Genomic DNA, 25,087 nt, shown 5'->3' with positions numbered 1-25,087 from the left:
GAGGTGGCTCAGGGCGGGGCAGATTGCCCCACCCGGTTAACGGTTGACGTTGCCGCGCAGCTGCAGCTCGAACTTGTCGGTCTCCTGCGCCGCCACCGACTGCAGGATGGTGCGGATCACCCAGAGCGGGTACGCCGCCGCCTGGGTGGTGAAGCGCAGTACGTTGCCGCCCGCCCAACCAGCCCCCCATCCCCGCCTGTCCAACCTAAAATAGGGCTGGCCGTTGTTGGGGTTGATGGGGGCCAAGTCGGTGTTCACGTCCCCCGCCGCAATCTGGCCTACATGCTCCCCGACCAGCACAAAATTGGTGCTGGAGGAGAAGATGATGGCCCAGCGCTCCTGCAGGGTGGCGCGGTTGGTGACCTGGATCGGGTAGTCGGTGTCGTTGTACTGCGCGGTGGACTGGTCGCCATCCACATAGTCCTGCCATTTGTTGGTCCAGGTTTTCTGATCGAACAGGTTGGTGTAGCGCGCCCACAAGTCGCCGATGATGAGCGCACTCGATACCAAGGTATCGGCGGCGTCATAGGCGTGGGACAGGGGCCTGGCCAGTCTGAGCCGGCCCGAGATCTCCACGTCGCTGACCAGGCTCATGTCCTCGATGCGGTGCACCACGTAGAGCGGTTCGGTGTAACCGGTCAGGTTCAAGGGGCTGGCAAGCGTCACCACGCCGCTGTCCAGGTTGACGCTGTAGAGCGCCTGGGCCAGCTGCTTGCCGTCCTTGTCCTCCACGTGGGCATGAGCCAGCCGTTCGCGGCCGGTGTTGAGCTGTTGTCCGGCACTGACCCCAAGGGGGAAGGCGGCCTTGCGGGTGCTGTGCACCACCACGATGTTGCCGGTGCGGATGAACGGCACCCGGCCATCGGACGGCAGCCGCACCGGATCCAGCCCGATGATGTCGGCATCGAGGGGCAGATAGCTGAACACCACGCAGTTAAAGCGGATGGTGTCGGCCACCAGGCTGAGCGGGCGCCAGATCTTGCCATCCTCCCCCACCGCCTCGGCGTCATACCAGGGCTCCCCCTCGTTGCCGGCGGCCGTGACCTTGCGGCCAAAACGCACCGTCGCCACCCCGGTCTGGAAGTTCACCCGCCCGTCCATGTCGGTGGTGGTGAAATAGCCGTCGCCGTCCGCCGTCGCCTCGATGCGCCGCCCAGTGACGGTATTGGCGCTAAGGTAGAGACTGCCCGGGGCCACCGGGGCGCCCGGGGTGCGGAAGGTCACCGCATCCACCGACTGGGCGCTGAACGAGGTGGCCAGGGATTGCAGCGCCGGCTGGGCCGCCTGCCCTGCTGCCCAATCGGCCAGCACCGCCAGCCCGTTGCTGTAGTCGATGGTGCCCGCTTGAATGCCGGCGCCAGTCTCCGGGTCCGGGTTGCGATAGAGCAGCCCTTGGCGGTCCACGTAGGTGCTCCCCCCTAAGGTGAAGCGCATCGAGCCCTCCAGGATCGCCTCGGCAAAACCGGGGGTCACGTCGATACGCAGCGCCTGGGCAGTCAGGGTCGCGTTTTGCGCCAGGGCGCTGTTGTTGTTGCGGTAGGTCACATCGACCCAGCCTCCCTCGCCATCGGGGAAGGTGTAGGCGGTGTTGATGTACTGGAAGCCGGTCAGGGTCCAGCGCATGTCGGTGTACCAGGTGCCCGTCACCGGGTCCTGGTGACTGCCAGCCGGTACCCAGGCATAGGTCGGTTCTGGCAGCAGGGCGGTGCCGTCCGGCATGAAATGCAGGGTGCCGGCGCCGTAGTCGATGGCGCCCAACACGTTGCCGCTGGCGTCTTTCAGGTTGCCCTGACCATCGTCCTGCAGCGTGATGATGGGGTCCTTCTTCTCGATGGAGAGGATCTGCTCAGATGCCGCCACGATGTTGTAGAGCGCGTTGAACTTCACCCGCACCGACCCCGGGGTGAGGTTGAGCGCACCGCCGCCGTCACCGTCTAGGGTGATGGAGAGGTGCCCCACCTGGCCGGGGGTGCTGAGGCGCCCGGGCTCGATGTGGCGCTCGGTCACCGGCTCGCCGTACTGGTACTGGGCCACGTACTCCTGGCCCAGCGCCGGCAGGGTGATGTGCTCCAGATCGATGATGCCCTCGGCATAGTCGATGGTGCCGGTGATGTCGCCCCGGATCCGCCCATCCCCCACCGCATCGTTGGCGGTCAGGCCCGCGCCCCAGGTCAGGATCAGGCTCTTGGGGGTGATGCCGGTGTGGGGCAGCTGCCAGGCGCTCTTGCTGATGCTGATGGCCTGGCCGCTGCGGTTGGTGTAGTTGACCGGGGTGGCCCAGCTGAACAAGATCGCAGTGTCCACGTCCGGCAGCGCCCCCAGGGTCAGCATGACCGAGCCGGTGGCCAGGTTGGCCATACCGGTCCCGTAGGACCTGTCTGCCCCGAACAGCTCGCCCCGGCCGTTGTCCTTCAAGTCGTACCATTTGCCTTGCGCCATGAACGACACCGTCAGGGTGCCCGGCGCCGGGGTCGGCTGCAGGGTGATGGTATAGGCATAGCCCCGGTTGTTGGCCTTGATCTCGATCTGGGCCGTGTCGGCGATACGCGACGGGCGGGCCGCCGGCCAAAAACTGACGCTCTTGCTCGCGGTGCCGTAGTTCGGGCACTGGGCGTTGAACTCCAACTGGCCCCGACCGTAGTCGATGGCTCCCACCACAGACCCGGCGACAACCAGCTCGCCCCCCTTGTCGGTGATGGTGGCCGCGCCGATGGTGATGCTGAGCGTCCCCGGCTTGACGCCCGTCCCGAGGAACAGACCCCGACTCGGGGCGATGCTGGCCACGGTCGAGAAGGTGACCAGGGCCTTGCCGGAATCCACCAGGCTGGCCAGCTCGCCGGCGGCGGTCAGGTCCACCGCCGGGGTCTCGCTCCTGGCCGCCGGCACCAGCTGGGTGAAGATGGTCTTGGCCTTCACCTGCATGGCCCCAAAGGCCGCATTTTCCGCGAGCTTGGTGGTGGCGAAGTAGTTGGCCGCATCGGCCACCACGGTCTCGCGCAGGGCGGTCTTGAGGTTGGTCACCACATCATAGGGGGTCGGCTGCTCCCCCTCGAAGGTGTAGCGCAGCGGATCCGCCAGCTTGCAGGTCACCACGTTGCGGGTGAACTCGCCCACCCCGGGGATCTGGAACTTGGCCAGTTGCTGGGTCACTTCCAGCACCCGAACATACTGCTCGAACTCGCCGGCCTTCCCCTCGTTGCCGACCAGCACCAGGGTCTCCCCCACTTCCGGCAGGCGTACCTCGACCCGCTGGAAGAAGCGGATCGCCCGCTGCCCTTCCAGCTGGGTGTCGTACAGGAAGCCGCGCCACTTGGGCCCACGGGCCAGGTAGCGCTCCAGCACGTCGCGGGCAGCGTCCCGGGTGTCGTGGTGGTCCTCGGTGCTCATCAGGCACAGGCCCACGTTCGGGTCGCTCGGCGGCAGCAGCACCGTGGTGTTAGCACCGTAGTAGGTGTCGGTGTCGTCGGTCTGCACCGCCAGAAAGGCCTTGCGCAGGTTGACCACCCCATAGGCGCGGTCGAGATCGCTGACATCGGGAAACAGACTGTTGTGCTCGCCGCTGACGATTTCGTGGCCGGTGACCCGGCCGCCGCCGTCCGTGGTGTCAGTCAACCGCTGACTGGCCATCAGTTTGATGTCGCCGGAATGAATGGTCATCGGATCACCTCGGTGAAGTTAAGAGTCAGGGCATAGGGTTCACCCGCTTCGGGGTCAGCCATCTCGATCAGAGGGGTGGCCACGATGCCGGGCCGACGCCAGAACACCTCCCGCTGCTGCCCATTGAGCAAAGTGAGGGTCATCAGCTGGGCCACCTGGGCCTCCAGCGCTTTAAGCAAGAGCACCGTGGTGCGGGGGGCATGGCCCACCAGGGTGATGGGGCGCCCCTCCGGCGTGGCCGTTTCCTCGACCAGGAGAGCGCCAGAGAGCGTCGGCGTGACAACCTGCTCGACGGGCGACCAATCGAACTCGTCGCGCCAAACGAGATCATCGGGCAGGAACAGCCCGTTTAAGGTGACGTTCATGAGCGCAATCCTTGCTGTTTAAGGAGGTTGATAAGGGCGGCAGCATTGGCCTCATCGGCCTGAACTTCGGCCCGGGCGGAGCCTGATCTCAGCTCGATGATGATCCGCTGGGGCTGCCCCTGGGTGAACGAGGTTTGGGAAGATGGCCCGGCTTGACTGGCAGCCGAGGTGGTGGTCTGCGCCTTCTCTGCTTCCTTGGCCTGGGCTTTGCTCAGTTCCTGCTGGAGCTTGGTGCGCATGGCCTCCATCTCCTTCTGGAACTTCTCTGCGTACCATTTGCTCCACTCGCTATAGGCCGGGATGTCCCTGACCTTCTGGCTGTAGCGGGCCAGCTCCTCTTCCACGCCTGCGAGGGTGTTGGCCAGGGCATCGGCATTGCCCCGCAGGTTGTTGATGTCCACTGTCTTGTAGAAGAACGAGCCGGCGCCCACGGTGCGGGTGACGTCCCCTCGGCCCCCACCGGCACCGCCCCCACCACCTGCAGAGGCCACAGCATTACCGGTCTGCTCTGCCTCTTTCTGTACGCCGCGAAGATTGGATCGCATGGCATCGGTGGCACTCTTGGCCTTGGCGGCGGCCGTGTCGAAGCCATCGCCGATCGCCGCCACCGCCTGTTTGGCATCGCCGCTGCCCCCCTTCACCTTGCTCATGGCGTCGGCAGCGATGGCCATCGAGCGGGTGATGCCATCCCCGGTGAGCTGGCCCTGCTTGGCCATCGCCTGCATGCGCTCGATCACCGCATCGATCTCGGCCTTGTTCTTCGCTTGGTTGAACGCCGCCGCCAGGGCTTCTTCACAGGCTGCCGAACTAGATCCGGTGTATTGCACCAGGGTATCCAAGACGCCGAGCGTATTCTGGAAACTGGCGCCGATACGACCATTAGCCCGCTCGAAGTCCAGCCCCAGCTCATCAAATGCCTTGGCCAGCTTTGCCGGACCATCCGCCGCCGTCTGCTTGGCCACCGTGTTGATTTCGGCAAGATAGTCGCGGGTCTGCTTGGCTTCATCGCCCAACGCCTTAACGGCGGCGGCCCCCGCTCGCCAACTGCCGGTCGCCTCGTCGTAATGCACCTTGCCCTCGGCGACCAGGCGATCGAGGTCTGCCATGCTGGTGATGGCCAACCCCAGCTCGGCAGAGAGGGCCGCCAACTGGCCATTGAGCTGGGCCTGGGTTTGCGAGCGCTGGGCCTGCGCTTCTCGCAGCGCCAGCTCGGCCTGCACCAGTTGGCGCAGGGCGTTGGCGAACTGGGTAATCTGGATGATGGATTCCACCGTCACGGCAGCCAGCACAGCCCTGATGGCCATGCCCAGCGCCCGCACGCCGATCGCCGCCCCGGCCGCTGCCGTCCCTGCCGTGGTCATGCCCCCCGCCGCCGTGGCCGTCGCCGCAGGTAGGGCGATGAACTGGCCGTAGAGGCCGCGCAGATCGGCAATCCAGCCCGCGATTTTCAGGCCATACCAGGCCTGAGCCATCACCAGCAAAGCATCGCGCCAGGCATAGACGGTCTGGATGAAGGCCTTGATGGACTCCCCAAGCCCGACGATGCCGTCGGAGAGGCGCTGGGCCCACACCTGCAGGCGACCATCCTGGGCCATCTGGTCGAATTCACGGTTCAGGCTGGCCAGCTGGTTCTTGAGCCAGGTCAGCGCCCCGTTCTCTGCCACCATGCGGTAGAACTTGGCCAGGTTGTCCTGGGCGTTGGAGATAAGCCCCGAGAGCAGGCTCATGTTGTTGGCCGCCGCCCCGCTCGACTGGGCGGCGATCTCGTTCATCAGCGCCTGGATGGTGTCCCGGCCGAGCTTGCCTGCTTCCGAGAGCTTCTGCAGCTCGGCGGTGTTCTTGCCGGTGACCTGCTCCAGCAGTTGCCACACCGGCACACCGCGCTCGATCATCTGCAGGATCTCCTCCCCCTGCAGCTTCTGCTTGGCCCAGGCTTGGCCCAGCGCCAGGGAGATACCCTGCACCTCCTCAAAGCCGCCGCCGAGCTTGTAGGCCTGATCGACGATGCCCTGCATGGCGCCGTTCATGGGGTCGATGCCAAAGGCCTTGAGGCGCACGAAGACCTGGGTCACCTCGTCGAGCTGCAGCGGGGTGTTCTTGGCGAAGTCCTGGATCCAGGCAGACGCCTCTTTGCCGCCGGCAATCGACCCCATCACCGCCTTGAGCTGCACACTGAGCCGCTCGGCCTGATCGCCGGTTTGGAACATGGCCATCAGTTGGGTGGTGAGGGTCTGGATACCGAACCAGGTACCGGCCATGGCCACCAGGCGGCCGGTCAGGCTACCGATGGCTCCCTGGAAGCCGCCAGCGCCTTGCGCTCCCTGCACCAGGGAACGCCCCAGCCGTTCGGTCTGGGCCGCGCTGCCCCGCAGCTCCCGCTGCAGTCTGTTTTGTTCTTGGGCAAGGTTGCGGGTATCGAGCCCGGCTTGGGAGAGACCGGCATGCAGGCGGCTATGGCTGGCAGCCTGGGCGACAAGTTGGCGCTCCAGTTGCTTGACCTCGGAGGCCAGCAGCCGTTCCTGGTCGGTGAGCTGGCGAGCGCTACCTGCCGCCCCCTGCTGCTCGCGGCGCAGTTCGGCCAAGCGGTCCCGGGAGAGCACGGTGGCCAGTTCGAGCTGGGTCAGGGCGCGGCCGCTGGCTTCGAACTGAGCGATCATGTCCTGTTGCTGACCCAGAGTTTCCAGCGTCTGCGCCAGCAGCTCGGTCTCGGCGGCCGTCTCGTCAGATAGGGGGCCCAACTCCTGCACCTGCCCCGCCAGCGCGGCCAGATCCTCGCGGCCGGTGACCTTGGCCGCCAGCTCTAGCGCGAGTTTGAGGGTGGAAGAGGTGGACATGGGGCATTCCTGAGAGATTCAGATATGCCCTATGGTAAAGAGGTGGTCGAATGGTTGGATTTATTGTGAATTACTGAGATGCGTCACAGGCAAACGATAATGTTCGATTAAACTGAACCAGTTAAAATCAGACTCAAAAGGGAATTTAACATGAATGATCCAATGTTATTGGCCAGCCGCTTAAAGGAACTCGCTAAGCTGGCCTCACAAGCAAACACAGAGTTTGAAAAAGCTGCTGTGTATGCTGCTACATCATCAATCCAAGCAGAGTTTGATGCTGTCGAAAAGGATTTCGATGGCTACACCCTAGAAAAGGTTTTTCAAGCTTGCAGACACATCTGTGCAGCTGTCGGTTATGACACTACAAACGGCCATGAAAGCGACCAGCACATTGTCTGGGCATATGGGAGTATCTCATCGCTAAAAACTCAGCTTGAATCACGCACTCGGGAACAGTAGTCATACTATTAATATAAAGTTAAGGACGAAATAATGTTGACTGAAAATGAACTACTTACTGCACTGACTACGACATCTAGACAGTACATTACTCTGACAGCCAAGTATTCTGAGTTTGCTGAAAATCTTGAACATGCTTTTGGATCGCCAAGATCCGAATTGAAAGGACTGTCAGTAAAGCGTACTCCTGATACAGCTACTGTTGACATCAATTTTGTTGGTATCTCATTACGGCTTGTGTTTTCAACCGGAATTAGAAAGGAAGAACCAAACAGAATTATTGGTATAGTCCGCTGCTATTCATTAGAAACATACCCCGAGGAAAAATCTGTGGATACCGGTGGCTTCACATTTAAACCAAATGGTGATTCTGACTTAATAGATCCCTCAGAAGATGAGCCCCTCAATATCACTCATCACCGGTCGGCTTGGCATATTGGCATGCATCTAATTCACGAAGCATTGATAAAATAAGCGGCTATAAAAGAACTGTACTCATGCAGAACGGCGGGTCTCCCCGCCGTTTTCATTCCCCAACCATCACATCGTCTCCGGCCGATCCACATAGAAATGCGCACTATCGCCATCCTGGGCCAACAGCTCCCCTTCCAGCTCGATCTCGATGGGATTGGCGCTCAGGAAGTCCACAGCTTTCTTGGGGGCCAGGCTGGCGCGGGACACCGTCAGTACAATGGACTCCCCGCCGATCACACTGCGCCCATCTAGGGTCAGCTTCGCCCTCACCTCCGGCTGCATAAATTTTCGACTACAGTGTACATGATTGACTCCACGGGCCATTAATGATGAGAATAACAAATGGAAATTTTCAAAGCATCGGTTAAATACAATCACCTAAAAGGTAGCGCTGCGGCTGATCGTGCTGATATGACTGACGCGGAAAAATGGCTAAAATATAATGGTCATATCAATGATGATCATGTTGTTGTTGGTATTTCTATGTGGACGGGGGAAAACCGTGGCACACATAGGGACCCTGTGAGTGTTACATTCCTAGTCACTGGATTAAACGGGTATACAAGCATTCCAGAAATGCTTCAATCTTCCGGAGAACCAATCAAGGTCAAAGAAATTTGCCTTGATATGAATATTGCTGACTTCCTTGCGCTATTTAAACGGTTAGATATCACACTCTCATATGGGGGGCTGATTGAAGGAAAGAGTTATAAATTGAGTTAAAAAATCTAGCTAAAGACATCAATTGACTCCATGCAGACAAACGGTTGGGGTTGGTGAAAACGGCGGGTCTCCCCGCCGTTTCTTATTCCCCAACAATCACACCGTCTCCGGCCGATCCACATAGAAAGGTGCGTCCTCGCCATCCAGGGCCAACAGCTCCCCCTCCAGCTCGATTTCGATGGGCTTGTCGCTCAGGAAGTCTACCGCCTTCTTGGGGGACAAGCTGGCGCGGGGCACCGTCAGCAGGATTGCCTCCCCACTGATGACGCTGCGCCCATCCAGGGTCAGCTTCGCCTTCACCTCCGGCTGCACGTTGCCGGCGATGCGGGTGCCGGTGATGGCGTTATAGCTGGCGCTGACGGTCACCGGGCCGCCATCTGCCACCGCCCCCGCCTTGGTGGCCCGCAGCAGCCCCAGGGCATAGTTGATCTCAAAATCGGTACCGAGCACCAAGGCGGTGGCCCCCTCCTTCACCACCAGGCCGGTGGCCGAGAGATTGGTCTTGCCCAGGCTTACCCACTTGGGGTGCGCCGGCAGAGTCACCGGCAGTTCAGTGAGCGTCCCTGCTCCCTGGTTGATCGGGCTCTCCAGCCCCATAAAGGCGGCAGCCAGCAGCACCGGCGGGATCTCGCTGGTCTTGATATTGACCGTGGCGGGCTTGGGCACGAAGTAGCTTTCCCGCGCCTGGCCCAGCTTGTGCTTGCGCTTGCTCGGGATGCTGATCTTCTCGCTGTCCGGTTTGACTTCCAGGCTGTTGACGTCCACCGGGCCAATCACCCCATTCGAGACGTTGTTGGTAAAGGTCTCGATATAGAGATCCCCTTCCAGGTGCAGTGTTTCGCTCATGACCGTTCTCCCTTGAATTTCACTGTCGTCTTGAAGGCAAGGGGCAGATAGACCACCCCACCCTTGTAACTCGGCTTGACCAGTGCGCTTTCACGCCGAAAGGTACTGTCACCGCAGGCCCGACCGGCCACGGCCTGCAACATGCGCCCCAACCACACCCCGGCGCTGACCTCCTTGGGGGTGGCTCTATGCACCAATACCAGCAGCCAAACCTGATCGAACGCGCTTTGCCGCCCGCTTTGGCTGCTCTCGCTCTCTCGCTCTCCCTGGTAAATCACATGGATGGCCGGGGTGTGCTGCCCCAGGTTGGCCACCGCCTCCAGGTCGGTGGCCACAAACACCTCCTTGAGCCCCCGGGTCTTCAAAGGCAGCAGCAGCTCGCGCAACCGCTCCCCCGCCGCCAGGTAGTCGAGTTCAGGCGTGGGGGCACTCATAGGAAGCCCCCACTTCCCCGGCCAAAGACCCGACCATCAGACTGCAGCTGGGCCAGATTCTGGCTCTCCACCTGCTCACCATCGGCCGCCAGCCCCAGCGCCAGCTCCCCCTTGCCCACCGATTTGAGGAAGGCCAGGGCCGCCTCATTGCGTTTGGCTATCTGCTCCGGCGCCTGCTCGCCATAGAGGCGGTGGCGGGCGATGTCGGCGCAGATGGGCACCAGGGCGCTCGGGACATGGGCAAGCGGCAGCGGGTAACGTCCCGCCAGGTAGCCGTCGATCAGGGCGCTGGCGTCCTGCAGGGCGATGGTGATGGCCGCGCTATCCAGCTCGCCGGCCGGGGTCATGGCGAGGCGCAACAGCTCCGCCTCGCCAAAGCGGGTCACCATATCGCTGACACTGGCGTACATATCAGGCGCCCTCTGTCACGGGGTCGGCAGGCGACTCAGTGGTGACGCCAGCCTCGTCCTTGACCGGGTATTGCACCTCGGTCGCCGCAATGGCAGCCGCCAGCTCGGCCTTCTTCATGCTGGCGGCGCCCGGGATCGCCATCTCCACGGCCAGTTCGCGCAGCTCATCGACCTTCATCTCGGCCAACGGGGTGACCTTGCCATCCAACGTGGCGACGCCCGCCAGATAGCCCGAGCCAGTCAGGCCGCCCACTGCTGCGTCCAGATCCCCGTCCGTCTGCGGTGCATCAGCCGTCGCAGGGGCGACGTCTTGACCCAGGCGGGTGACCACCAGGCGCGGATCGGCCTCCAGGGCCTCGCACTGCACAGGCGACACAACCCGCTCAGACTTGCCAGGTGCAATCGCCAAGCCCGCGCGAAAATAGATCTGACGAACCGTTGATGTGATGCCAACGCGAATAGCCTGTTCCATCTCGTGTTCCATCTCATGTTTCCCTCTGTCTCGTTCAATCCAGGATCCGGTTTAAACGGGGGTTAAACGCCCGCACTGCACTCGCTTAACCCCACCGTTAAACAGCTCGGTGTCACTTACAGGTAGTCAGCCACCACCAGCTCCAGCTTGCCCTTGAGCTCGTTGCTGGAGCTCTCGGAGAGCTCACGCTCCAGCATCTGGGTCGCCAGCTTTTCCAGGGAGGCTGGCACCACCAGCAGGGTCGGCTTGATGCCGAGCTTGCGGCCGCCGTCCGCCTGGAACTCCCGCATCCGGCTGTAGGCATCCCACAGGTTGTCGGGGGTCAGCGCCCGCCTGTTGGCGAACGCCAGCTGCCAGAAGCCAAAACCGGCGGCGTCGCGGCAGTCCACCCCGTAGCGGAACTCCTTGCGGGTGAACACCGCCTCGTCGTCGATCTTGGTCATGGCGATGAGCTCGGGGGACTTGCGATCCTGGAAGATGATCGGCTTGAGGGCGCGGCTGGTATCGAGCAGGAACCAGGGCTCACCGGTATAGGCGCCATCCACCACCAGGTTGGCCACCAGCGCCGGGGTGCCGGTGCCATCGACCTTGGGATAGACCGGGTGATCGGTGTCGAAGAAATACTGGGCGTCGTAGCAGGGGGTGGTGAAACCGGCGCCCAGCAAACCGAAACAGAGCTCGTCGGGATGTACCCCGGCCGAGCGCCCCATCTCGGCGAACAGCGGGGCATAGATGCCCAGCTCATCGTCCGCGATATCGTTGCGATCGACGGCCACGGTGGCTTCGAAGTCTTCGTTGACGATCTGGTAACCGTGGGTCTTCATCGACTCAATCACCCGATCCCCGACCCACTTGCGCAGGGACGGGAACTTGCCGAGCCAGCCATAGGTGTTGGACTTGGTGGTCGATTTGATCACGGTGGCGATCTTGGTGTACTGGGTCGGCGCCTCGCTCTTGGCGTCTTCAAAGTTCTTCTTGAAGCCGGTGAAGAGGGACTGCAGCAGCGCGGGTGTAATCATGGCCATGGTCTATTCCTTCTCTGGTTAAACGGAACTGCCTTCGCGTGAAACGGGGCTTGCTCAGGCCTTGGCCTTCGCAAAGTCCTCGTGGCTGATGCCGAGCTGGTCGGCGGCGTACTTGTCTTCGGCCGAGAGCACGGCCTCGCCCTTCTTCTCCGGCAGGGTGACGGCGGCGGTCTGGCTCGCCGTGAGCGCAGCGATGGCCGGGCGCGGCTCCAGCAGCGCCTTGAGGGCGGCCACCCCCTTCTGGGCGGCGTAGGCGGTCAGGTACTCCTCTTCGGCCGCCACCACCTTGCCTGCGGTGCGGGCCTCCTTGATGAGGGTCGCGGCGTCGGTGGTGTCCACCTGGGCGGTCAGGGCCGCCACCTGGGTGACCAGGGCGTTGTAGGTCGCCACCGGCACGAATTGCGCCAGGTCAACCTGGCCTCCTTGTTCTACTGACATCGTCTGTGCCTTGAGGGCGGCCAGAGCGGTTTTCTCGGCCGAGAGCGCGGCCTCCAGCTCCGGTGTCTTCTTGGCACTGGCCTGCAGGCTGTCGAGCTCGGTAAGCGCCTTCTGCAGTTGCTCGTCGGTCGGGTCACCGGTCAGCTCGATGCCGAGCTTGGCCAGCAGCTTTTTCAGCAGTTCATTCATGGGAGTCTCCTTGTGTACCGCATGGGCGGGGGTGGCCGGCTGGCCGGGTTGGGAAGCGGGTAGCGCACTGAGCGACGCCAGCGCCTGCATACCCACCACCCCGGGGTCGTTAGTGATGGCAGTCATGCGCAGCTCCAGGGGGCGGCCCTGAGCGTCATAGGGGAAGACGGCAGAGAGGAAGCGATACTCTTTGGCAGCGACCAGGGCGGCGGCCCGCTCGGTCCAGCGGGGTTTGATAAAGAGGCCCTGGCCCTCGCGCCACTCAATTTCGTCGCCGTTGTACCAACCGGCCGCCGGGGCTGGCTGGCCGTTCTGATCCACCTTGAGGGTCTGGTGGTCGTAGTCGATGAGGATGTCTTGGCCGAGCGCCTTGGCACGATTGATCAGGGTAGTGGCGATGGTCTTGTCGAGCTGCCAGTGGCCACCAGGCACATCGAAGGGGCGACCGTCACGGGCTTTGAAGGGGCCGACCGGCAGCAGCTGATACCAGCCATCGCCTTGGGGGGTGAGCTGCGCATCGAGGACCGCCAGCCGCTCCCCGCTTGCGGGGTGGGTATGGAGGATGGCCACGATGGGCGCTGAGTATGGGGTCTTGGATATGTTCATGCCGCCATTGTGCGGCGGCATGAGGAAGGAAGGGGTTTATGGTGGGTTAATACTATCTATTATCAGAGGATTTATCACAAGATAATCGCTCCAGAGATAAGACAAACTGAATACCTACTTTTACTGCTCCAATGATGTACCACACTTGATAAAATGCTGATGTGGTCATAATAAAAACAAGCTCCATTTTCAACCCAAAGGCAATACATGGTGGCACTGTCATTGCTGTCGTAAATACGATGCCGAACTTAGCCACAATCCCAATTACAACCATGACTGCAGCAGCGGTCATTGGTGCAACCAACAACTCTGCTTTGTCTACTTCATTATCTCTATCCGCTCGACTCGAGTGATTTGAATTGACAACAGATAGCATATTGCTAGCGAGTAAAGACAGCCAAGCACCGAACACCGCAAATAAAAGACTAGATACAGTCAGCAATGCATCCAAAAGTCCAGATATGGAAGATCTATCTATAAGTGGAGATGTATAATATGCTAGCAATCCGATTAGGAGCAAAAAGAAACATCTGATATAAAACAACATAGTCTTTATGTGTCTATCCAATATTTCACTCACTCTCTTTTTGATGTGAGCCAGCATTATAAACCCCTCTCTTTACCAAAGGAGATAATCATGAAATCCATCTTTTCACATCATCTCTATGTCGATGTAGCTCAGACATTAAGGCTGTCAAATCTGCTGTTCCATCAGCTCTAACTTGATATGAGACTTCACATTCCTCGATTAGTCTGCTACCGCTCAAATAAATAGGCTGCATATCACCTTTTAAAATGTACCCTACATCAAAGCTTGGACTACCATCATTATCAAGATATTCCTTGATAGCTCTTTTGACATCTTCTCTTTCAAGAGTAACTGGTATCTCAACCTTAAATGTTTTCCTTGGAAGATATGATACATTTTCATTCTGAAGACCTAGGTGTCTAGCAAAAAAATAAATCCCCCGCCAAAACTTAGGTCTGCCAGTCAATGTTTTCATATCTACCTTTTTCACTATTTTTCTAATATCAGCCACAGAATCCAATATTTTATCAAAATGTCCTGGCTTACGTTTAATATGAGCATAGTAAGATACGTGAAGTTTTGAGTCGACGGCTCGTTCATCCTTTCCTTGAGGCCTCTTGGCAGTCGTCAAACCGACCCTAATCTTTGGGTCTTTTTCATCTTTCACGACATATTCAGAGAAAAACCCAATAAAGCCCCTCACATACTCACCAAACTGCCTCACCCCAGAGCTCTTTTGTGTATCGGGAACAACAGCAATCAAGATATTTAATTTAGGCAAAACCCAAAATAGTGATGGAAAGCCCGGGATCATATTGGCACCAGGGTTATGGGTTGTAGCTTGCGCAGCATCTACAGGCTGGGTAGAAGGAGCATATCGAACCTTACCTTCGTAGTTTTCGACTTCGTTCCATAGTGACACAAGCCAGTCACCGTGTGCCCCCTTACTCATCCCCCAAGCATAAGAAGGCAAAATCTGATCGTTCCCATCATATGTTTTGGTCTCGCTTAACGGAGCACTACTCAAAATTGCCCATTGATGCAAAGCCTCTAATGTCTCATCTACTCCACAGCACTTAGGAGCTGCTTGATTTTTCTCGGTTCCGTAGATCCCCCAGCGCTCAATAGAGTAGACATGTAGCTTCACTTTCAAGTTTTGGTGCTGCATAGATACAATAGTTCCAGCTTGTCTCGACTGAAACACATCCTAACGCTTCACACACACAATTTCTCGGTGTTTAAGCCTGTTTAAACCACTCTTAGACCCACGTCACGAACTAATCCTACCCTTTACTGCCAACAAAGCACCAATCTTCCTAAAACGCATCACATGCGATTTGGCGTCAAGTAGTCCTCTAGCGTCTCCAGCACGCTCTGCTGGTCTGCTTCCGACAACCCCAGATAGGGGCGCTCGGGCAGGTTGATCTCTGGGCGGCCGAACTGGTGAGCGGCGCCGTATTCCAGCGGGGTGCCGAAGTAGAGGGTCTGGGGATCTGCCTGATAGTTGAGGGTGTCGCGCAGATCGTCGTTGAGGCGCAGCACCTCGTCGGCATGGCGTGGCTTGCGGGCGCGGTACTTGTCCGAGAGGGGGGCCCAGGGCTCCCCTTCCGGGGTCTCCTGCGCATCCCAGCGATCCCGGTGGGAAAGCGCCAGCCCCTCGCCGATATCCGCCAGAGGCTCACTCAAATCGCCGGTGCGCTGATAGAGCCGGGCCAACAACTCATGGGCATCGGCCACCCCGTGGTGGCTGATGGCGATAAAGCTGCCCGCCATCAGATCTCATCCTCGAAGGTGGTCATAAAGTGCAGGGCCTCCTCATCGGCCGCAGCCATGGCGGCAGCCCAGAGATCCCCCAACATATCCGCCTCTTCGCCCCGGGCTTTCTCGCACAAGGCATCCAGCGCCTTGGCCTGTGCCAGGGTAAAGGGGCCATCTTCTGCCAGCAGGGCGCTGGCTTGCTCCAACAGGGTCATCCTTTCTCTCCTTTGCGGCTGGCGGTCGTGGCCTGGGCCAGCATGGCCTCCACCCGTTTGGCCAGTTCGGGGAAATGCGCCACCATGGCATCCCTCGCCAAGATCCAGGCGGCAAACGCCTCGGCGGCGGCTTCCATCCTGGTCTTGCCGGCATACTCCGTCAGCAGCCCCACTCCCGTCAGGTCAGGCTCCCCGGCCCAGAAGTGAACCTGGTGACCGAGTTCGTGCAACCAGGTTGAGAGCCGCTGGGCTGATTCCCCCTGCTTACCGCCGACGTTGGCGGAGATGCTCCAGTGACGGCGCAATGTCTCGCCACTGGTCCCCCTTTGCAACCAGTGACGGGGCCCGGTGTTGCCATGGGCATCGGTCACCACCTCGGCCGCCGCCGCTTGCACCGCCTGCATGTCCACTGCTTTGAGTGTATCACCCGCCTTAACTTTGATAACCAGATGGCCCCAGCTTTTGGCCGTAAAGCCGTTGGTCGCGCTGGCCCGGCGCGTGTAATAGAGGGACCGCACCAGGTAAGGGTCTGTGCCCAGGTACTCGGCAATAGCCGGCGCAACCTTGAGCCCTGCCGCCCCCTTGCCCATCTCGGTCTGCTTGATAAACAGGGTCTTGATTGGGTGCGCCTTGAGGAAGGCCGCCAAGGGCTCACGCTGGGGTGCGGGTAGCTGGGCCAGCAGATCGCTGACCCCCTGCGCCGTTACCCCCTTGGCCGTCGAAAAGGCGCTCTCCACCAACCGCTGCGGCAAGCGCTCGGCCAGCGCGGGTTTCGCCGCCTCCCGCTTGGCCATCGCCTCGGTCAGGGCGGCGGGCGTCTTTGGCCGGTAATCAAAACCCGGATCGATGCCACGAGGGAGCCGGTGTATCTCCCCGGTGGCCTTGTCCACCCACTCATAATTGCCGTCATCCGGTGCCTGGCCCACCGTCAACCCCCGACGCTTGAGATCCGCCTCGGAGAGCAGGAACTTCTTGCACTTGCAGCCATAGCCGTTGCTGGGGCTGTGAGTATCCCACCAGGGATGGTCCACCGGCAGCACCAGGTTGTTCCACTTGAGGTGCAGCTCCCTGGGGTGCTCGGAGTCGCCGTGGCGATAGAGCGCATAGGGGCGCTTGTGCTTGATGCGCTCAATCTGGTCATCACGCCCGGCGTTATAGCTCTGGCGCAGGTTGGTCTCGAAGATGACGCGAGAGCGCCAGGACGCCGGACCGGTATGCTCCCAACCGTGGAGAGCCACGATTTCCTTGAACGCTTTCTGGAACGAACCGAGGGATTGCCCTTCGCTTATCGCCTTGTCCACCGCCCCGCGCAGGTCCGCCAGCAAGTCCGTCTTGGTCGCCCCCGCCACCATAAAGGCGCGGTTATGGGCATCCCGCCACACATCGGCCCAACGCTCGCTCGGCATATTCAGCTTCTGGCGAAAGAAGGCGATCGCCTCCTCAAACGGCAGACTGCCGTAACGAACGGGCATCAGTTGCCCTCCTCCATCTCCAGCATGCCGAGCAGTTCGCTGGCGGCGATGGCCTGGGCCAGCAGGGCCCCCAGTTCGTCATGACTGAGGTTGGGCTCCAGCGCCAGCAAGCCATCCCGGATCTCCTCCAGGGTGGTGGCCTGCATCACCAGTGCCTGGACGGCATCGGTCATGCCCGCCAGCAAGGGGGCGACCTCCGCCTGCAGCCTCGCCAGTTGGGCGTCGTTGTTATCACCCTGAACAGGATTCTTTGCCGCCAAGGCCGCCAACCCTTGTGCCCTGAGAGCCGCCTCCCCGGCCCCTGCCTGCTTATCGACGATGACCAGCACCTCTTCCCCTTCCTTGGGCGCCGGGATCTGCAGCTTGTCGCGCACCCACTGCGCCGGGATCTGCATCCCCATGCCCACCAGGGCCCGCAGTGGATAGGCCAGATCGCGCATGTCCTCCGGCTCGGTCACGTCGAATTCCAGGCGCGGGCAGCGGCGCGGCCCCTGGAAGCTCTTGCCGTTCAGGGCAAACAGCGGATAGACCAGATCCCGGGTCAGGGTCGCGGCGAGCTGGCGAAGGTCTGCATCCCGTACCTCCTGGCGCACCTCGTTGTGGACGTTGCCGAGCGCATGGGTCGAGCTCTTGCCGTCGGCCTGGCTGGTCAAGGTGCCGCCCAGGATGGCTTTGCTCATGGAGCGCTCACACCAGTCCATCATCACCCCGAAGGGATCGGCTTGACCGTTGGCCGCATTCTGGAACTCGATCTCCATCCCCCGGGGGATGATGCCGCCAGCGTTATGGCCGATGGAGAGCACCGCCTGCAGCAGGGTCGCCTTCTCCTTCTCAGTCGCCCCTTCCGGGTATTTTCCCAGGCGCACCGGCAGGCCATAGATCTCCAGAAACTCGGCGAGATCCCGCACGCTGTAGTTCTTGAACAGGAAGGGCCAGACCAGGGTGCGGATAAGGCCGGTGCGGGCAAGATACCCCGACTTCGACTTGGCCTTGTGCATGACCCAGCCGAACGGATTGAGGGCCGCCCCCTCCTTGCTGCCGTCCCGCAGTCGCAACTGGTTCCAGTCATCCGGGTGGGTCTGGAACCAGGCGGGATCGCGCCAGACGATACCCTTGGGGAGCTGCAGTCCCTCCACCATTTCCCAGCCACTGAACTCCTGGGCACTGAATCCCTTGAGCACCGCATCGGTGGCGTCAAAGATGGCATCATCCAACCAGGTGAAGTCCTCCAAGAGTTCCCGGATCATCTCGCAGTCGCGCTGCTCGGCGGGGGTGGCATTGCGGGGCGGCTCTATGGTCCAGCTCACCCCGAGCAGGGAGCGGCGCCGCTTGCCAAGCTCGCTCTGCAGATGGGCATCCTTCTCTTCCATGTCTTCGGCCAGCTCGCACTGGGCGATGAGGCTCCCCTCCTCCGCCTCTTTGAGCGCAGCGGCCGCCTTGCCCGGGGTGAGCCCCACCGTGGGGTGTTCGCTGTAGTGGCGGCGCAGTTGGGCCAGCTTGGCGTCGTTTTCGGTTTGCGGCTCCTTCTGCAGGCGCAGCGAGTTGCCATGAATGTCGATGAGTCCGGCCATTACCAACCCCCTCTCTCATATCGGTGATAGTCGTCGTTGCTGTCGCGCCCGTGTTTACCAGGTAAGGGGGTGAACTCGATGGCGCCCCCCTCCATCCAGCTGGCCCGCACCGCCATGGCCAGGGCCACCGCAAAGTCGCCGTGGCGCTGCTGGCCGCCCTGGCCGGTGTTCTTGCCCTTGTCGATCTTGGGAATACCGTTGATGACCTGGATTTTGCCGAGGTCGTCCTGCACGTCTGCATGGCGCGGGATCACCAGGTTGTCGTCTTCGAACTCAGCCTTGAGCTTGGGCATCCACTCCCGGTACCAGGGGTCATTGAGCATCACGCACTCGATCATGCTGGCGCCCCAGCGCAGCCGAGCAGCTTCTGCCAGATAACCGCCGTTACCGGTGGCATCGAAGGCGGCCGCCGTGAAGCGGTGTAGCCCCTGCAGCAGGTAGAACAGGATCTGGCGCTGGGTCTCATAGGGAGCGTTGACCAGTTCCACCACGAAGGGCACGGTCTTGCGCAGGCTGGTCGCGATGGAAAGCGGGACGAACACCGAGAGATCCCCTTTGCGGGCGAAGTCCTCCCCCAGTACATGGCGGCAGGAGTGATCGAGCGCTTCCAGGCAGGGCTTGAGGTTCTCCTCACACCAGATCTCCGCCACCGCCTTGCGGGTCTCCTCGCTTTGCAGCTCGAAGTCCGCAGGCGCGGTGAAACGCAGGATGGGGATATCCGGCTGCATGGCCCGCTCGATCAGGGTGCGCTTGATGTAGACGCCACTGCTCTGTTTGGGCACGCAGAAATACTCCTCAAGAGCATCCTCTTCGGTGGCGGTAGCCTTGAGCAGCCCTGCCTTCCAGCTCTCCTCGGCCTCCGACGTCCAGGGCGTGCCCTTGACCTGGCAGATGCGACGATAGAGCCCCTGACGGCAGGCGTCGTCCAGGCTGATGGTGTGAATGGAATAGTCTTTACGACCCGCCCGGCTGTCATTTATCAGCTGGTTAAACAGGTTATCGACGCCGTTGTGGGTGCTGATAAGCCGCACCTTGGCCCCCCACATGGTCAGCGCCATCGCAGCCTTGAGTACCTCGGCCAGCCGGTCGTGGAACGCCGCCTCGTCGATGGTGACATTCCCCTGCATCCCCCGCAGGTTGGAGGGGTTGCTGGAGAGGGCCTGCACCTTGAAGCCCGAGGCGAAATAGACCACGAAGGTGAGGATCGCCTTGTCCTCGTCGTCGGTGAACACCTCCTCCTGGATCTCGCCGGCCGCCTTGTTGTACGCCTTGGCCCACATGGCCACGGCATCGATAAACTCTCGCGCCATCTCCTTGTTGCTGCCCACATAGAAGTGGTGACAACCCCCGGCCGTTTTAGTCTTGGAGGCCGTCAGGGCGGCGTCGGCCGCCTCCGCCCAGGTAATCCCGGTACGGCGAGATTTTTCAGCGATTTTGAGCGGGCTCTCGTCAGCAATCCAAATCTTCTGGTACGGCAGCAGCACCTCATCGGGGCTGTATTCGGTACCGAGGGTCTGGGCAAGTTGTTGGACGATCGTGGTCATCAGGCAATCCCCAGGATTTCGCGGCGAATGGCGGCGGCGGCCTCACCGCTCAGGCCCGCCTGGGTGACGATGGCCTCGGTCTTGGCGGCCACCTCCTCGGCAAAGGCCTGGCGGATCTCTTTCTCCCGTTTATGGCTCTGCATGGCCGTGGATTCGAGGCGCTGGGCCGCCAGCATGGCGTTTTTCAGCATGTCGATATCCACCGCCTCCTCCGGGTTCTGCACCTGGGCCAGCATCGCCTTGAACAGCTGGGAGCGGCCGAGTTCCAGGATGAGCTTGGTGGTCTCCCCCATCGGCTTGTCGCCGAGCTGGGCCGTCAAGGCCGCCGTGGTCTCCCGCAAGTCGCGCAGGTGCTGGCCCACCAGCTCCACCTGGCTGGCGTGCCTGCTGAGCCCAGAGCGGGAGAGCTTGAGAGCATCGGGCAGCCCAGCACCTTCGATAAGGCCATTGATCTCGTCCAGGATGGCGGCCTGGCTGTTGGCCTTGTCGCGCAACATCTCGTTGAGGGCGTTGCGGATAGCTTCGGGCAGCAGCCACACCTTGCTGGCCCGGCCCCGGGTCGGTTTCTCGGCCATGGTCATCCTCCCTCAATCTTCGGCACGGGGCTTCTTGACGCCAGGCACGCTGGATCGCCCTTCGGCCACATCCTGACCCCGACCGGTGAGGTGGGCCACCTGCACCTGGGCCAATTTCTCGATGCGCACCAGCCCCTGCTCATCCAGCCAGGCCAGCAGGGTCTTGACCCGATCCCGGGACACCCGGCCGGTACCCAGCTGGTCGAGGCAGTCATTGAGGATCGACTCGTTGGCGGCCCCACCGATATCGAGCAAGGATCGCAAGATCACCAGGCGTTGCTGGGCGTCCAATATTCCTTGAATGCTCATGGTCTCTCCTTGAGTTCATTTTCCAGCAGCAGGTCGGCCAGGCGGCGAGCCTGGCGCAGCTCCGGCGCCAGTGCCCGCAGCTCGCCACGCAATTCGCTGATCTCCAGTTGCAGGGTGTGCAGCTCCTTCTCGGTCGGCAGATCCGAAAGTTGCTGCTCGACCCTGGCCACCCTGGCGGCCAGGCCGGTGACATCCTCCCGTTTGGCATAGGTCTTGGAGAGCAGGATGATGACAATCAACCCCACCAGACTGGCCAGGGCGTACAGGGGCCCCCAGTTCTTAACGATGAAATCCCACACGGATTGCCTCCTTGCGCTCGAATAGGGTCTGGCACTCGATGCAGCGCGGCGCATCGGGTTCGGCATGCAGCCGCGCAATCGGGATGGGCTCATCACAATCGCAACAGATGCCATCGCCACGGGGTTTGGGCCTTGCCCGGTGGGCGTCAATAAGGCGCCCGGTCCGCTCGGCGTCGAGCTGCTGGGCGCGGTCTATGGGGTCGCTCAAGGGTGTCTCCTGCCCTGCTTGATGGCTTATTTGATGACGTGGGTCGCCTTGAGGCGCCCCCAGATGGCCAGCAGGCCGCCGATGGCACTGGCCAGATCCACGGCGGTGGAGACCAGGCTGGTTTGGGTACCGACATCGACCGGCACGCCGAACAGGCCGGCGATACCGGCCCCCACGGCGATGACGCCGCCGATGACGGTGCGGCTTTGGAGCGCAGGCTTGGCTTGGGGTAACAGGGAATCAGGCATGATGGGCTTCCTTAGGTTGGGTTGGGGTAAGACGGGCACGGGCCCGCAGGCGATCCAGCTCCCCTACCGACCGCCAGCCCTGCTCGTACAGGGATTGGCGAGTGGCGTGATGGCTGTAGAGCGGGATCGTCTCCAGGTCCATGGAGGCGGGTTCGGCCAGATAGGCCTTCAGATGGGCGCGGCGCCCATCCTTGAAGCAGGCGAGGTAACGGGGGTTCTTGAGTTCGGGGATGCCGAAATAGCCAGCGGCCTGGATCCCCTGCAACGCCTGGCGGCGCTTGTTGATGAGGCTGGGTTTGCTCATGCCGCCCCCTCCCCGAACCGGGTAGAGAGCAGGTAGCTCTGCAGGCGCAGCAGGCGGTTGATCCAGCCGTGGGCATTGGCCCACTGGCTCGGGTCTTTGCGCACGATGCCGAGCATGAAGCCGGCGCGGATCTCAAGCAGCGTGAGCAGCAGGGCCCGACCACCGTCCCGCCCCGTCTTGGCGGCCAGCACCCGCAAGGTTTGCGAGCCCAGCACCCCATCGACCATGACACCGAGCGCCTGCTGCAACTGGCGCACCGAACGGCCAGGGCCGTGATGCACGGCTCCGTCGAACAGGGCGATGGCAATCAGCGGGCAGACGCTATCAACCCGGTCGCAACGGGCGGGCAACCAGTAGTTCGCTCGGTAAAACAACTGGGCGTGGGCAGGGGTCGCATCGCCGACGGCAATGTCCGGCCTGCCATCGCGATCGAGATCGAGCATGCCGTCTTTCTTGCCGTCGGCGGCATCGGCCATGCCGAACTTGGTGTGGCCGCCACGGTCGGCCGGGTGGTTGACCTCGCCCCCTTCCACATCGGGACGGAGCAACCAGGCAAGCGCTATGGGATAGGTATCAGGCAACATAAAAGGCCCCTCGATTAACTGCGTTATCGCAGCGTACCGAGGGGCCTTAATGGGACGGGTTTATGGTGGGTTAGTTAAGACCTGATAGGTCAAAAAGAAGCTTAATTTGCTTTAACCCTAATCATCCCCAAAGATTTTTTCGTCACAATGGAAGCAACACTCCCCAGCATGATCACCTGACTCGCATGCACTTTTAATTGCATCCGTCATCTCAGCACGAGTGGCGAATACCGTAGTAACTTCATCACGTGAGAATTTGCTGTTCCCAAGCTTGTACGCCTCGGTCACATCTTCATCACCTTGAAAAACGGTGGAATCGCAATGCTCACAACGTTGGAGAACTCCCGCCTCAATAGCAATCTCAGTAGCAACACGAAATTGGTCTTCCTGTTTTTCCATAAATCTCTTTGCACTACCCATAAATTTATCCTCTGTCTGTTAATGAAAGCCCATAGACTAATTAAGCTTATTGATACTGTCGAGAACAGCCTTCTTACTGAAACGACATATTCACATTAAATATCGTTTTTAATTATAATGATCTAGCCGTTAAACAGCCTTAGCTGTACCCGGTCTCTATACAGTTGCCGTTGCTCTGCCACCACCGCATAGATCTGCGGTACCGAGAGACCGTGCTTGCGAGCCAGTTGGTCGATGTTGCGGCCATTGAACTCATCCCAAATGGCTCGGTCCCGCAGCGCCGCCTTGAGATGATCACCGGTGGGGATGTAGTAGGCGCGGCCCCCCATATAGTGGGCCTGCACCAATGCCAGCTTGCGGGCCTGGGCCAAGGCCTTATCCGCCGCCATCCCACCGCGCCCCAGCTCACAGGCGAGCACATCGACCAGCTCGGCCAGCGCCTTGGGCCACTTGGCGGTCAGCTCGGCCGCCGGGATCTGATCCAGCCGGTCCACCAACTGACCCAAGGATTCATGGTCATCGGCGAACAGGTCCAGATTCTCTTGGCTGCTATCCATGTTGCACCTCCGCCTGCATCTGCTCGAAGGCCGCTATAACGGCCTGATAGCCCGCCACCCGCCCGGTTTTCTCATTGATGGGGGCCGGCTTCTTGGCCGCCAACAGGGCCTTGATCATCTCCCGCTTGTGCCAGTGCTTGAGGGACTCCAGCACCGAGTAAGCGAGTACACCATCGAGCCAGGCCACCCTGGTCACCCCGACCCCCTTGTTGAGCCGTACTGTCTGGCGTTCCACATAGTGATCGAGCGCCGTTTCGCTGCCATCGCGCAGCAGGCCGTGCTTGGCCATGGTGATCCAGATGGCCCGAATCACCCCTATCTCAGCAGTCCGAACCGGGGTACCGCTGACCGGGCTTAAACGCTTCTGCTTGCCTCCTTTTACGCCACGTTTAACAGTCGGTTTAAACCCTGCCCCCTTCATTGCCAGCAGCACCTTGTCCAGCTCCTGGAGCGTCAGTTCTGCCGCCGAGCGTTTGCCACTCTGCTGGGTCAGCAGCTCACGATAGGTTTCGTCATCCAGCCCCAGGGAGCGGCGGCCCACCTGCACCAGCCGGATCAAGCGGGTGCGTTCATTGCTTGCTGTCATGACTTCTCCCCACTTTTGCCACCCAGATTTGACCGGCAGGCACATCGTTTCCATTGCGCCACTCAGGGCAATGACTATCGAGCCACTGCTCGGCACCTTGCTGGTTCAAGGGGCCAAACTTCATCACATAGGCCAGCAGGGCCTGCCAATTAGACGCCGCCATGACTGACCTCTGCTGCTCTGGCTTGCTGCAGCTCTGCCACGAGTTGCCAGCGCATCTGGCTGGCCTCCCCAGCCAGGGCAAACAGCCCTTGGGCACGAGCCTCTCTATCAAACTGCTTGAGCTGTCTGCACACAGCCCGTTTATCAGGGGTCGCCTGTGCAATGGCGGCCGCGCTGAATATCTTGGTAAGCCGAATATCCATCTCTGTTTTGGTCATCGCCGTGCTCCTTGTTCGAGGCGGTGAAGACCTGGGCCCAGGTCGGCTGCTCATCAGTGCCTGGCCACCACGCCAGGCAGACGGGGGAACGCCCCCCGTTTCGCTTACTTGAGCAGGCGCTTTCGTGCCTTGCTCACAATGGTGTCCAGCATGGCCATCCTGGACTTCTGATTGATGGCCTGACCGTACTGATTGATGAAATCAACGGCCAGTTGCGCATCGTCCAGAGCCTGCTGCGGATTGCTCATCAGCAGGCACTCCAGGGAGCTTTTCGCATCGGCCACGCTGGTGTTCAGAAGTGCTTTCACGTTATCCATCCGTCCTCCGGCTACTCATCAGTACCCGGCCACCACGCCGGGCAGACAGGGCGGCGCGGCCGCCCTGTTTCGCATCGTTACTGCTCGAACTGCAGCGGCATCAGATCCTGGTACTCCTCTTCGCTCAGCGGCGCCGGGCCCAGCCCCAGCACCCATAACAAAGCGGCCTTGATGCCATCCTCATAGGTGTCATCGGGATAGCAGGTGCCTTCGGTCTCGCTGATCTGTTCACAGAGCTGCAGCTGCTCTTCTGCCTGTTCTACGTTGATATCCATCGCG

33 protein-coding genes and 2 other RNA genes are annotated in these 25,087 nt (G+C 60.9%); 3 read left to right on the top strand and 32 right to left on the bottom strand.

The features are described 5' to 3' along the window. Positions 1-36 precede the first annotated feature (36 nt). From AB5Y93_RS02990 to AB5Y93_RS02980, 3 genes are read right to left on the bottom strand one after another with little or no spacing between them, the layout of a single operon-like run. Entirely contained in the window at positions 37-3,657 is a 3,621-nt protein-coding gene (locus AB5Y93_RS02990; RefSeq protein ID WP_368228778.1) for a curculin (mannose-binding) lectin protein, read from the bottom strand. Next, complete coding sequence (locus AB5Y93_RS02985; RefSeq protein ID WP_368228777.1) at positions 3,654-4,022, bottom strand: hypothetical protein; 369 nt, start codon at positions 4,020-4,022, stop codon at positions 3,654-3,656. Before AB5Y93_RS02985 ends, AB5Y93_RS02990 begins: the two co-directional genes overlap by 4 nt. After that, the gene (locus AB5Y93_RS02980) at positions 4,019-6,856 is read right to left on the bottom strand and encodes a tape measure protein (protein ID WP_368228776.1); all 2,838 of its coding nucleotides are present in this window, start codon (positions 6,854-6,856) and stop codon (positions 4,019-4,021) included. The genes AB5Y93_RS02985 and AB5Y93_RS02980 overlap by 4 nt, the downstream gene beginning before the upstream one ends. Positions 6,857-7,006: 150 nt before the next feature. Between AB5Y93_RS02980 and AB5Y93_RS02975 the strand changes: the two genes are divergently transcribed. Together AB5Y93_RS02975 and AB5Y93_RS02970 are read left to right on the top strand one after the other, a co-directional pair. Next, positions 7,007-7,315 carry a hypothetical protein gene (locus tag AB5Y93_RS02975; RefSeq protein WP_368228775.1) on the top strand — a complete coding sequence of 103 codons (309 nt, stop codon included), beginning with the start codon at positions 7,007-7,009 and terminating at the stop codon, positions 7,313-7,315. Between the two features lie 33 nt (positions 7,316-7,348). Next, the gene (locus AB5Y93_RS02970) at positions 7,349-7,789 is read left to right on the top strand and encodes a hypothetical protein (protein WP_368228774.1); all 441 of its coding nucleotides are present in this window, start codon (positions 7,349-7,351) and stop codon (positions 7,787-7,789) included. 66 nt (positions 7,790-7,855) lie between these two features. Here AB5Y93_RS02970 and AB5Y93_RS02965 read toward each other — a convergent pair whose 3' ends face one another. Further along, positions 7,856-8,059 (bottom strand): hypothetical protein, encoded by a 204-nt coding sequence (locus AB5Y93_RS02965; protein WP_368228773.1) that lies wholly within the window; start codon positions 8,057-8,059, stop codon positions 7,856-7,858. A gap of 72 nt (positions 8,060-8,131) precedes the next feature. Between AB5Y93_RS02965 and AB5Y93_RS02960 the strand changes: the two genes are divergently transcribed. After that, a complete protein-coding gene (locus AB5Y93_RS02960) occupies positions 8,132-8,512 on the top strand; it encodes a hypothetical protein (RefSeq protein WP_368228772.1) in 381 nt (126 codons plus the stop codon). A 96-nt stretch (positions 8,513-8,608) separates the two neighbouring features. Here the strand turns inward: AB5Y93_RS02960 and AB5Y93_RS02955 are convergent, their stop codons facing one another. From AB5Y93_RS02955 to AB5Y93_RS02820, 28 genes are all read right to left on the bottom strand, one after another. Further along, positions 8,609-9,358, bottom strand: coding sequence for a hypothetical protein (locus AB5Y93_RS02955; protein WP_368228771.1), 750 nt, complete (start codon positions 9,356-9,358; stop codon positions 8,609-8,611). Further along, positions 9,355-9,792 (bottom strand): hypothetical protein, encoded by a 438-nt coding sequence (locus AB5Y93_RS02950; protein WP_368228770.1) that lies wholly within the window; start codon positions 9,790-9,792, stop codon positions 9,355-9,357. Before AB5Y93_RS02950 ends, AB5Y93_RS02955 begins: the two co-directional genes overlap by 4 nt. After that, positions 9,789-10,202 carry a gp436 family protein gene (locus AB5Y93_RS02945; protein WP_368228769.1) on the bottom strand — a complete coding sequence of 138 codons (414 nt, stop codon included), beginning with the start codon at positions 10,200-10,202 and terminating at the stop codon, positions 9,789-9,791. The genes AB5Y93_RS02950 and AB5Y93_RS02945 overlap by 4 nt, the downstream gene beginning before the upstream one ends. A gap of 1 nt (position 10,203) precedes the next feature. Then, complete coding sequence (locus tag AB5Y93_RS02940) at positions 10,204-10,578, bottom strand: Rho termination factor N-terminal domain-containing protein (protein ID WP_368228768.1); 375 nt, start codon at positions 10,576-10,578, stop codon at positions 10,204-10,206. 212 nt (positions 10,579-10,790) lie between these two features. Next, the gene (locus tag AB5Y93_RS02935; RefSeq protein WP_319892859.1) at positions 10,791-11,699 is read right to left on the bottom strand and encodes a Mu-like prophage major head subunit gpT family protein; all 909 of its coding nucleotides are present in this window, start codon (positions 11,697-11,699) and stop codon (positions 10,791-10,793) included. Between the two features lie 54 nt (positions 11,700-11,753). After that, positions 11,754-12,953 carry a phage protease gene (locus AB5Y93_RS02930; protein WP_368228767.1) on the bottom strand — a complete coding sequence of 400 codons (1,200 nt, stop codon included), beginning with the start codon at positions 12,951-12,953 and terminating at the stop codon, positions 11,754-11,756. A 31-nt stretch (positions 12,954-12,984) separates the two neighbouring features. Continuing rightward, positions 12,985-13,536: a hypothetical protein gene (locus AB5Y93_RS02925; RefSeq protein ID WP_252593397.1), complete on the bottom strand. Its 552-nt coding sequence runs from the start codon at positions 13,534-13,536 to the stop codon at positions 12,985-12,987. Positions 13,537-13,567: 31 nt separating this feature from the next. Beyond that, positions 13,568-14,629 carry a hypothetical protein gene (locus AB5Y93_RS02920; protein ID WP_139736683.1) on the bottom strand — a complete coding sequence of 354 codons (1,062 nt, stop codon included), beginning with the start codon at positions 14,627-14,629 and terminating at the stop codon, positions 13,568-13,570. A gap of 158 nt (positions 14,630-14,787) precedes the next feature. Then, entirely contained in the window at positions 14,788-15,234 is a 447-nt protein-coding gene (locus AB5Y93_RS02915) for a phage virion morphogenesis protein (protein WP_368228766.1), read from the bottom strand. Beyond that, positions 15,234-15,434, bottom strand: a complete 201-nt coding sequence (locus AB5Y93_RS02910) for a hypothetical protein (protein WP_368228765.1) — start codon at positions 15,432-15,434, stop codon at positions 15,234-15,236. Before AB5Y93_RS02910 ends, AB5Y93_RS02915 begins: the two co-directional genes overlap by 1 nt. Further along, entirely contained in the window at positions 15,431-16,906 is a 1,476-nt protein-coding gene (locus AB5Y93_RS02905) for a phage minor head protein (RefSeq protein WP_368228764.1), read from the bottom strand. Before AB5Y93_RS02905 ends, AB5Y93_RS02910 begins: the two co-directional genes overlap by 4 nt. Then, entirely contained in the window at positions 16,906-18,477 is a 1,572-nt protein-coding gene (locus AB5Y93_RS02900) for a DUF935 domain-containing protein (protein ID WP_368228763.1), read from the bottom strand. Before AB5Y93_RS02900 ends, AB5Y93_RS02905 begins: the two co-directional genes overlap by 1 nt. Next, on the bottom strand, positions 18,477-20,021 hold the full coding sequence (locus AB5Y93_RS02895) for a terminase family protein (protein WP_368228762.1): 1,545 nt from the start codon (positions 20,019-20,021) through the stop codon (positions 18,477-18,479). The genes AB5Y93_RS02900 and AB5Y93_RS02895 overlap by 1 nt, the downstream gene beginning before the upstream one ends. After that, positions 20,021-20,596 (bottom strand): DUF3486 family protein, encoded by a 576-nt coding sequence (locus AB5Y93_RS02890; protein WP_368228761.1) that lies wholly within the window; start codon positions 20,594-20,596, stop codon positions 20,021-20,023. Before AB5Y93_RS02890 ends, AB5Y93_RS02895 begins: the two co-directional genes overlap by 1 nt. A 12-nt stretch (positions 20,597-20,608) precedes the next feature. Next, a complete protein-coding gene (locus AB5Y93_RS02885; RefSeq protein WP_010674005.1) occupies positions 20,609-20,905 on the bottom strand; it encodes a hypothetical protein in 297 nt (98 codons plus the stop codon). Continuing rightward, a complete protein-coding gene (locus AB5Y93_RS02880) occupies positions 20,902-21,204 on the bottom strand; it encodes a DUF2730 family protein (RefSeq protein WP_081332095.1) in 303 nt (100 codons plus the stop codon). Before AB5Y93_RS02880 ends, AB5Y93_RS02885 begins: the two co-directional genes overlap by 4 nt. Continuing rightward, positions 21,185-21,412: a TraR/DksA C4-type zinc finger protein gene (locus tag AB5Y93_RS02875; protein WP_042074576.1), complete on the bottom strand. Its 228-nt coding sequence runs from the start codon at positions 21,410-21,412 to the stop codon at positions 21,185-21,187. Before AB5Y93_RS02875 ends, AB5Y93_RS02880 begins: the two co-directional genes overlap by 20 nt. A 26-nt stretch (positions 21,413-21,438) precedes the next feature. After that, positions 21,439-21,660 (bottom strand): hypothetical protein, encoded by a 222-nt coding sequence (locus AB5Y93_RS02870; RefSeq protein WP_368228760.1) that lies wholly within the window; start codon positions 21,658-21,660, stop codon positions 21,439-21,441. Further along, positions 21,653-21,964, bottom strand: coding sequence for a hypothetical protein (locus AB5Y93_RS02865; protein WP_336593112.1), 312 nt, complete (start codon positions 21,962-21,964; stop codon positions 21,653-21,655). The genes AB5Y93_RS02870 and AB5Y93_RS02865 overlap by 8 nt, the downstream gene beginning before the upstream one ends. After that, complete coding sequence (locus AB5Y93_RS02860) at positions 21,961-22,548, bottom strand: glycoside hydrolase family 108 protein (protein ID WP_368223904.1); 588 nt, start codon at positions 22,546-22,548, stop codon at positions 21,961-21,963. Before AB5Y93_RS02860 ends, AB5Y93_RS02865 begins: the two co-directional genes overlap by 4 nt. Positions 22,549-22,665: 117 nt before the next feature. Continuing rightward, positions 22,666-22,968 carry a hypothetical protein gene (locus AB5Y93_RS02855; protein ID WP_368228759.1) on the bottom strand — a complete coding sequence of 101 codons (303 nt, stop codon included), beginning with the start codon at positions 22,966-22,968 and terminating at the stop codon, positions 22,666-22,668. A 122-nt stretch (positions 22,969-23,090) separates the two neighbouring features. Beyond that, positions 23,091-23,525 (bottom strand): Mor transcription activator family protein, encoded by a 435-nt coding sequence (locus AB5Y93_RS02850; RefSeq protein WP_368228758.1) that lies wholly within the window; start codon positions 23,523-23,525, stop codon positions 23,091-23,093. After that, positions 23,518-24,111: a gp16 family protein gene (locus tag AB5Y93_RS02845; RefSeq protein WP_368228757.1), complete on the bottom strand. Its 594-nt coding sequence runs from the start codon at positions 24,109-24,111 to the stop codon at positions 23,518-23,520. The genes AB5Y93_RS02850 and AB5Y93_RS02845 overlap by 8 nt, the downstream gene beginning before the upstream one ends. Before the next feature lie 149 nt (positions 24,112-24,260). Continuing rightward, complete coding sequence (locus tag AB5Y93_RS02840; RefSeq protein WP_042074588.1) at positions 24,261-24,491, bottom strand: hypothetical protein; 231 nt, start codon at positions 24,489-24,491, stop codon at positions 24,261-24,263. A gap of 40 nt (positions 24,492-24,531) precedes the next feature. After that, an RNA gene (locus tag AB5Y93_RS02835) (hammerhead ribozyme type II) lies at positions 24,532-24,597 on the bottom strand. Then, a complete protein-coding gene (locus tag AB5Y93_RS02830) occupies positions 24,596-24,808 on the bottom strand; it encodes a hypothetical protein (RefSeq protein ID WP_266141548.1) in 213 nt (70 codons plus the stop codon). The genes AB5Y93_RS02835 and AB5Y93_RS02830 overlap by 2 nt, the downstream gene beginning before the upstream one ends. 5 nt (positions 24,809-24,813) lie before the next feature. After that, positions 24,814-24,883, bottom strand: an RNA gene (locus AB5Y93_RS02825) — hammerhead ribozyme type II. Positions 24,884-24,885: 2 nt separating this feature from the next. Next, complete coding sequence (locus AB5Y93_RS02820; protein ID WP_042074589.1) at positions 24,886-25,083, bottom strand: hypothetical protein; 198 nt, start codon at positions 25,081-25,083, stop codon at positions 24,886-24,888. Positions 25,084-25,087: the final 4 nt, after the last annotated feature.

Origin of the sequence: Aeromonas sp. R10-1 (assembly GCF_040908465.1) — a bacterium.
Classification (GTDB): domain Bacteria; phylum Pseudomonadota; class Gammaproteobacteria; order Enterobacterales; family Aeromonadaceae; genus Aeromonas; species Aeromonas caviae.
The sequence above is the reverse complement of the archived record's forward strand: the minus strand, read 5'-3'. Positions and strand labels throughout refer to the sequence as shown.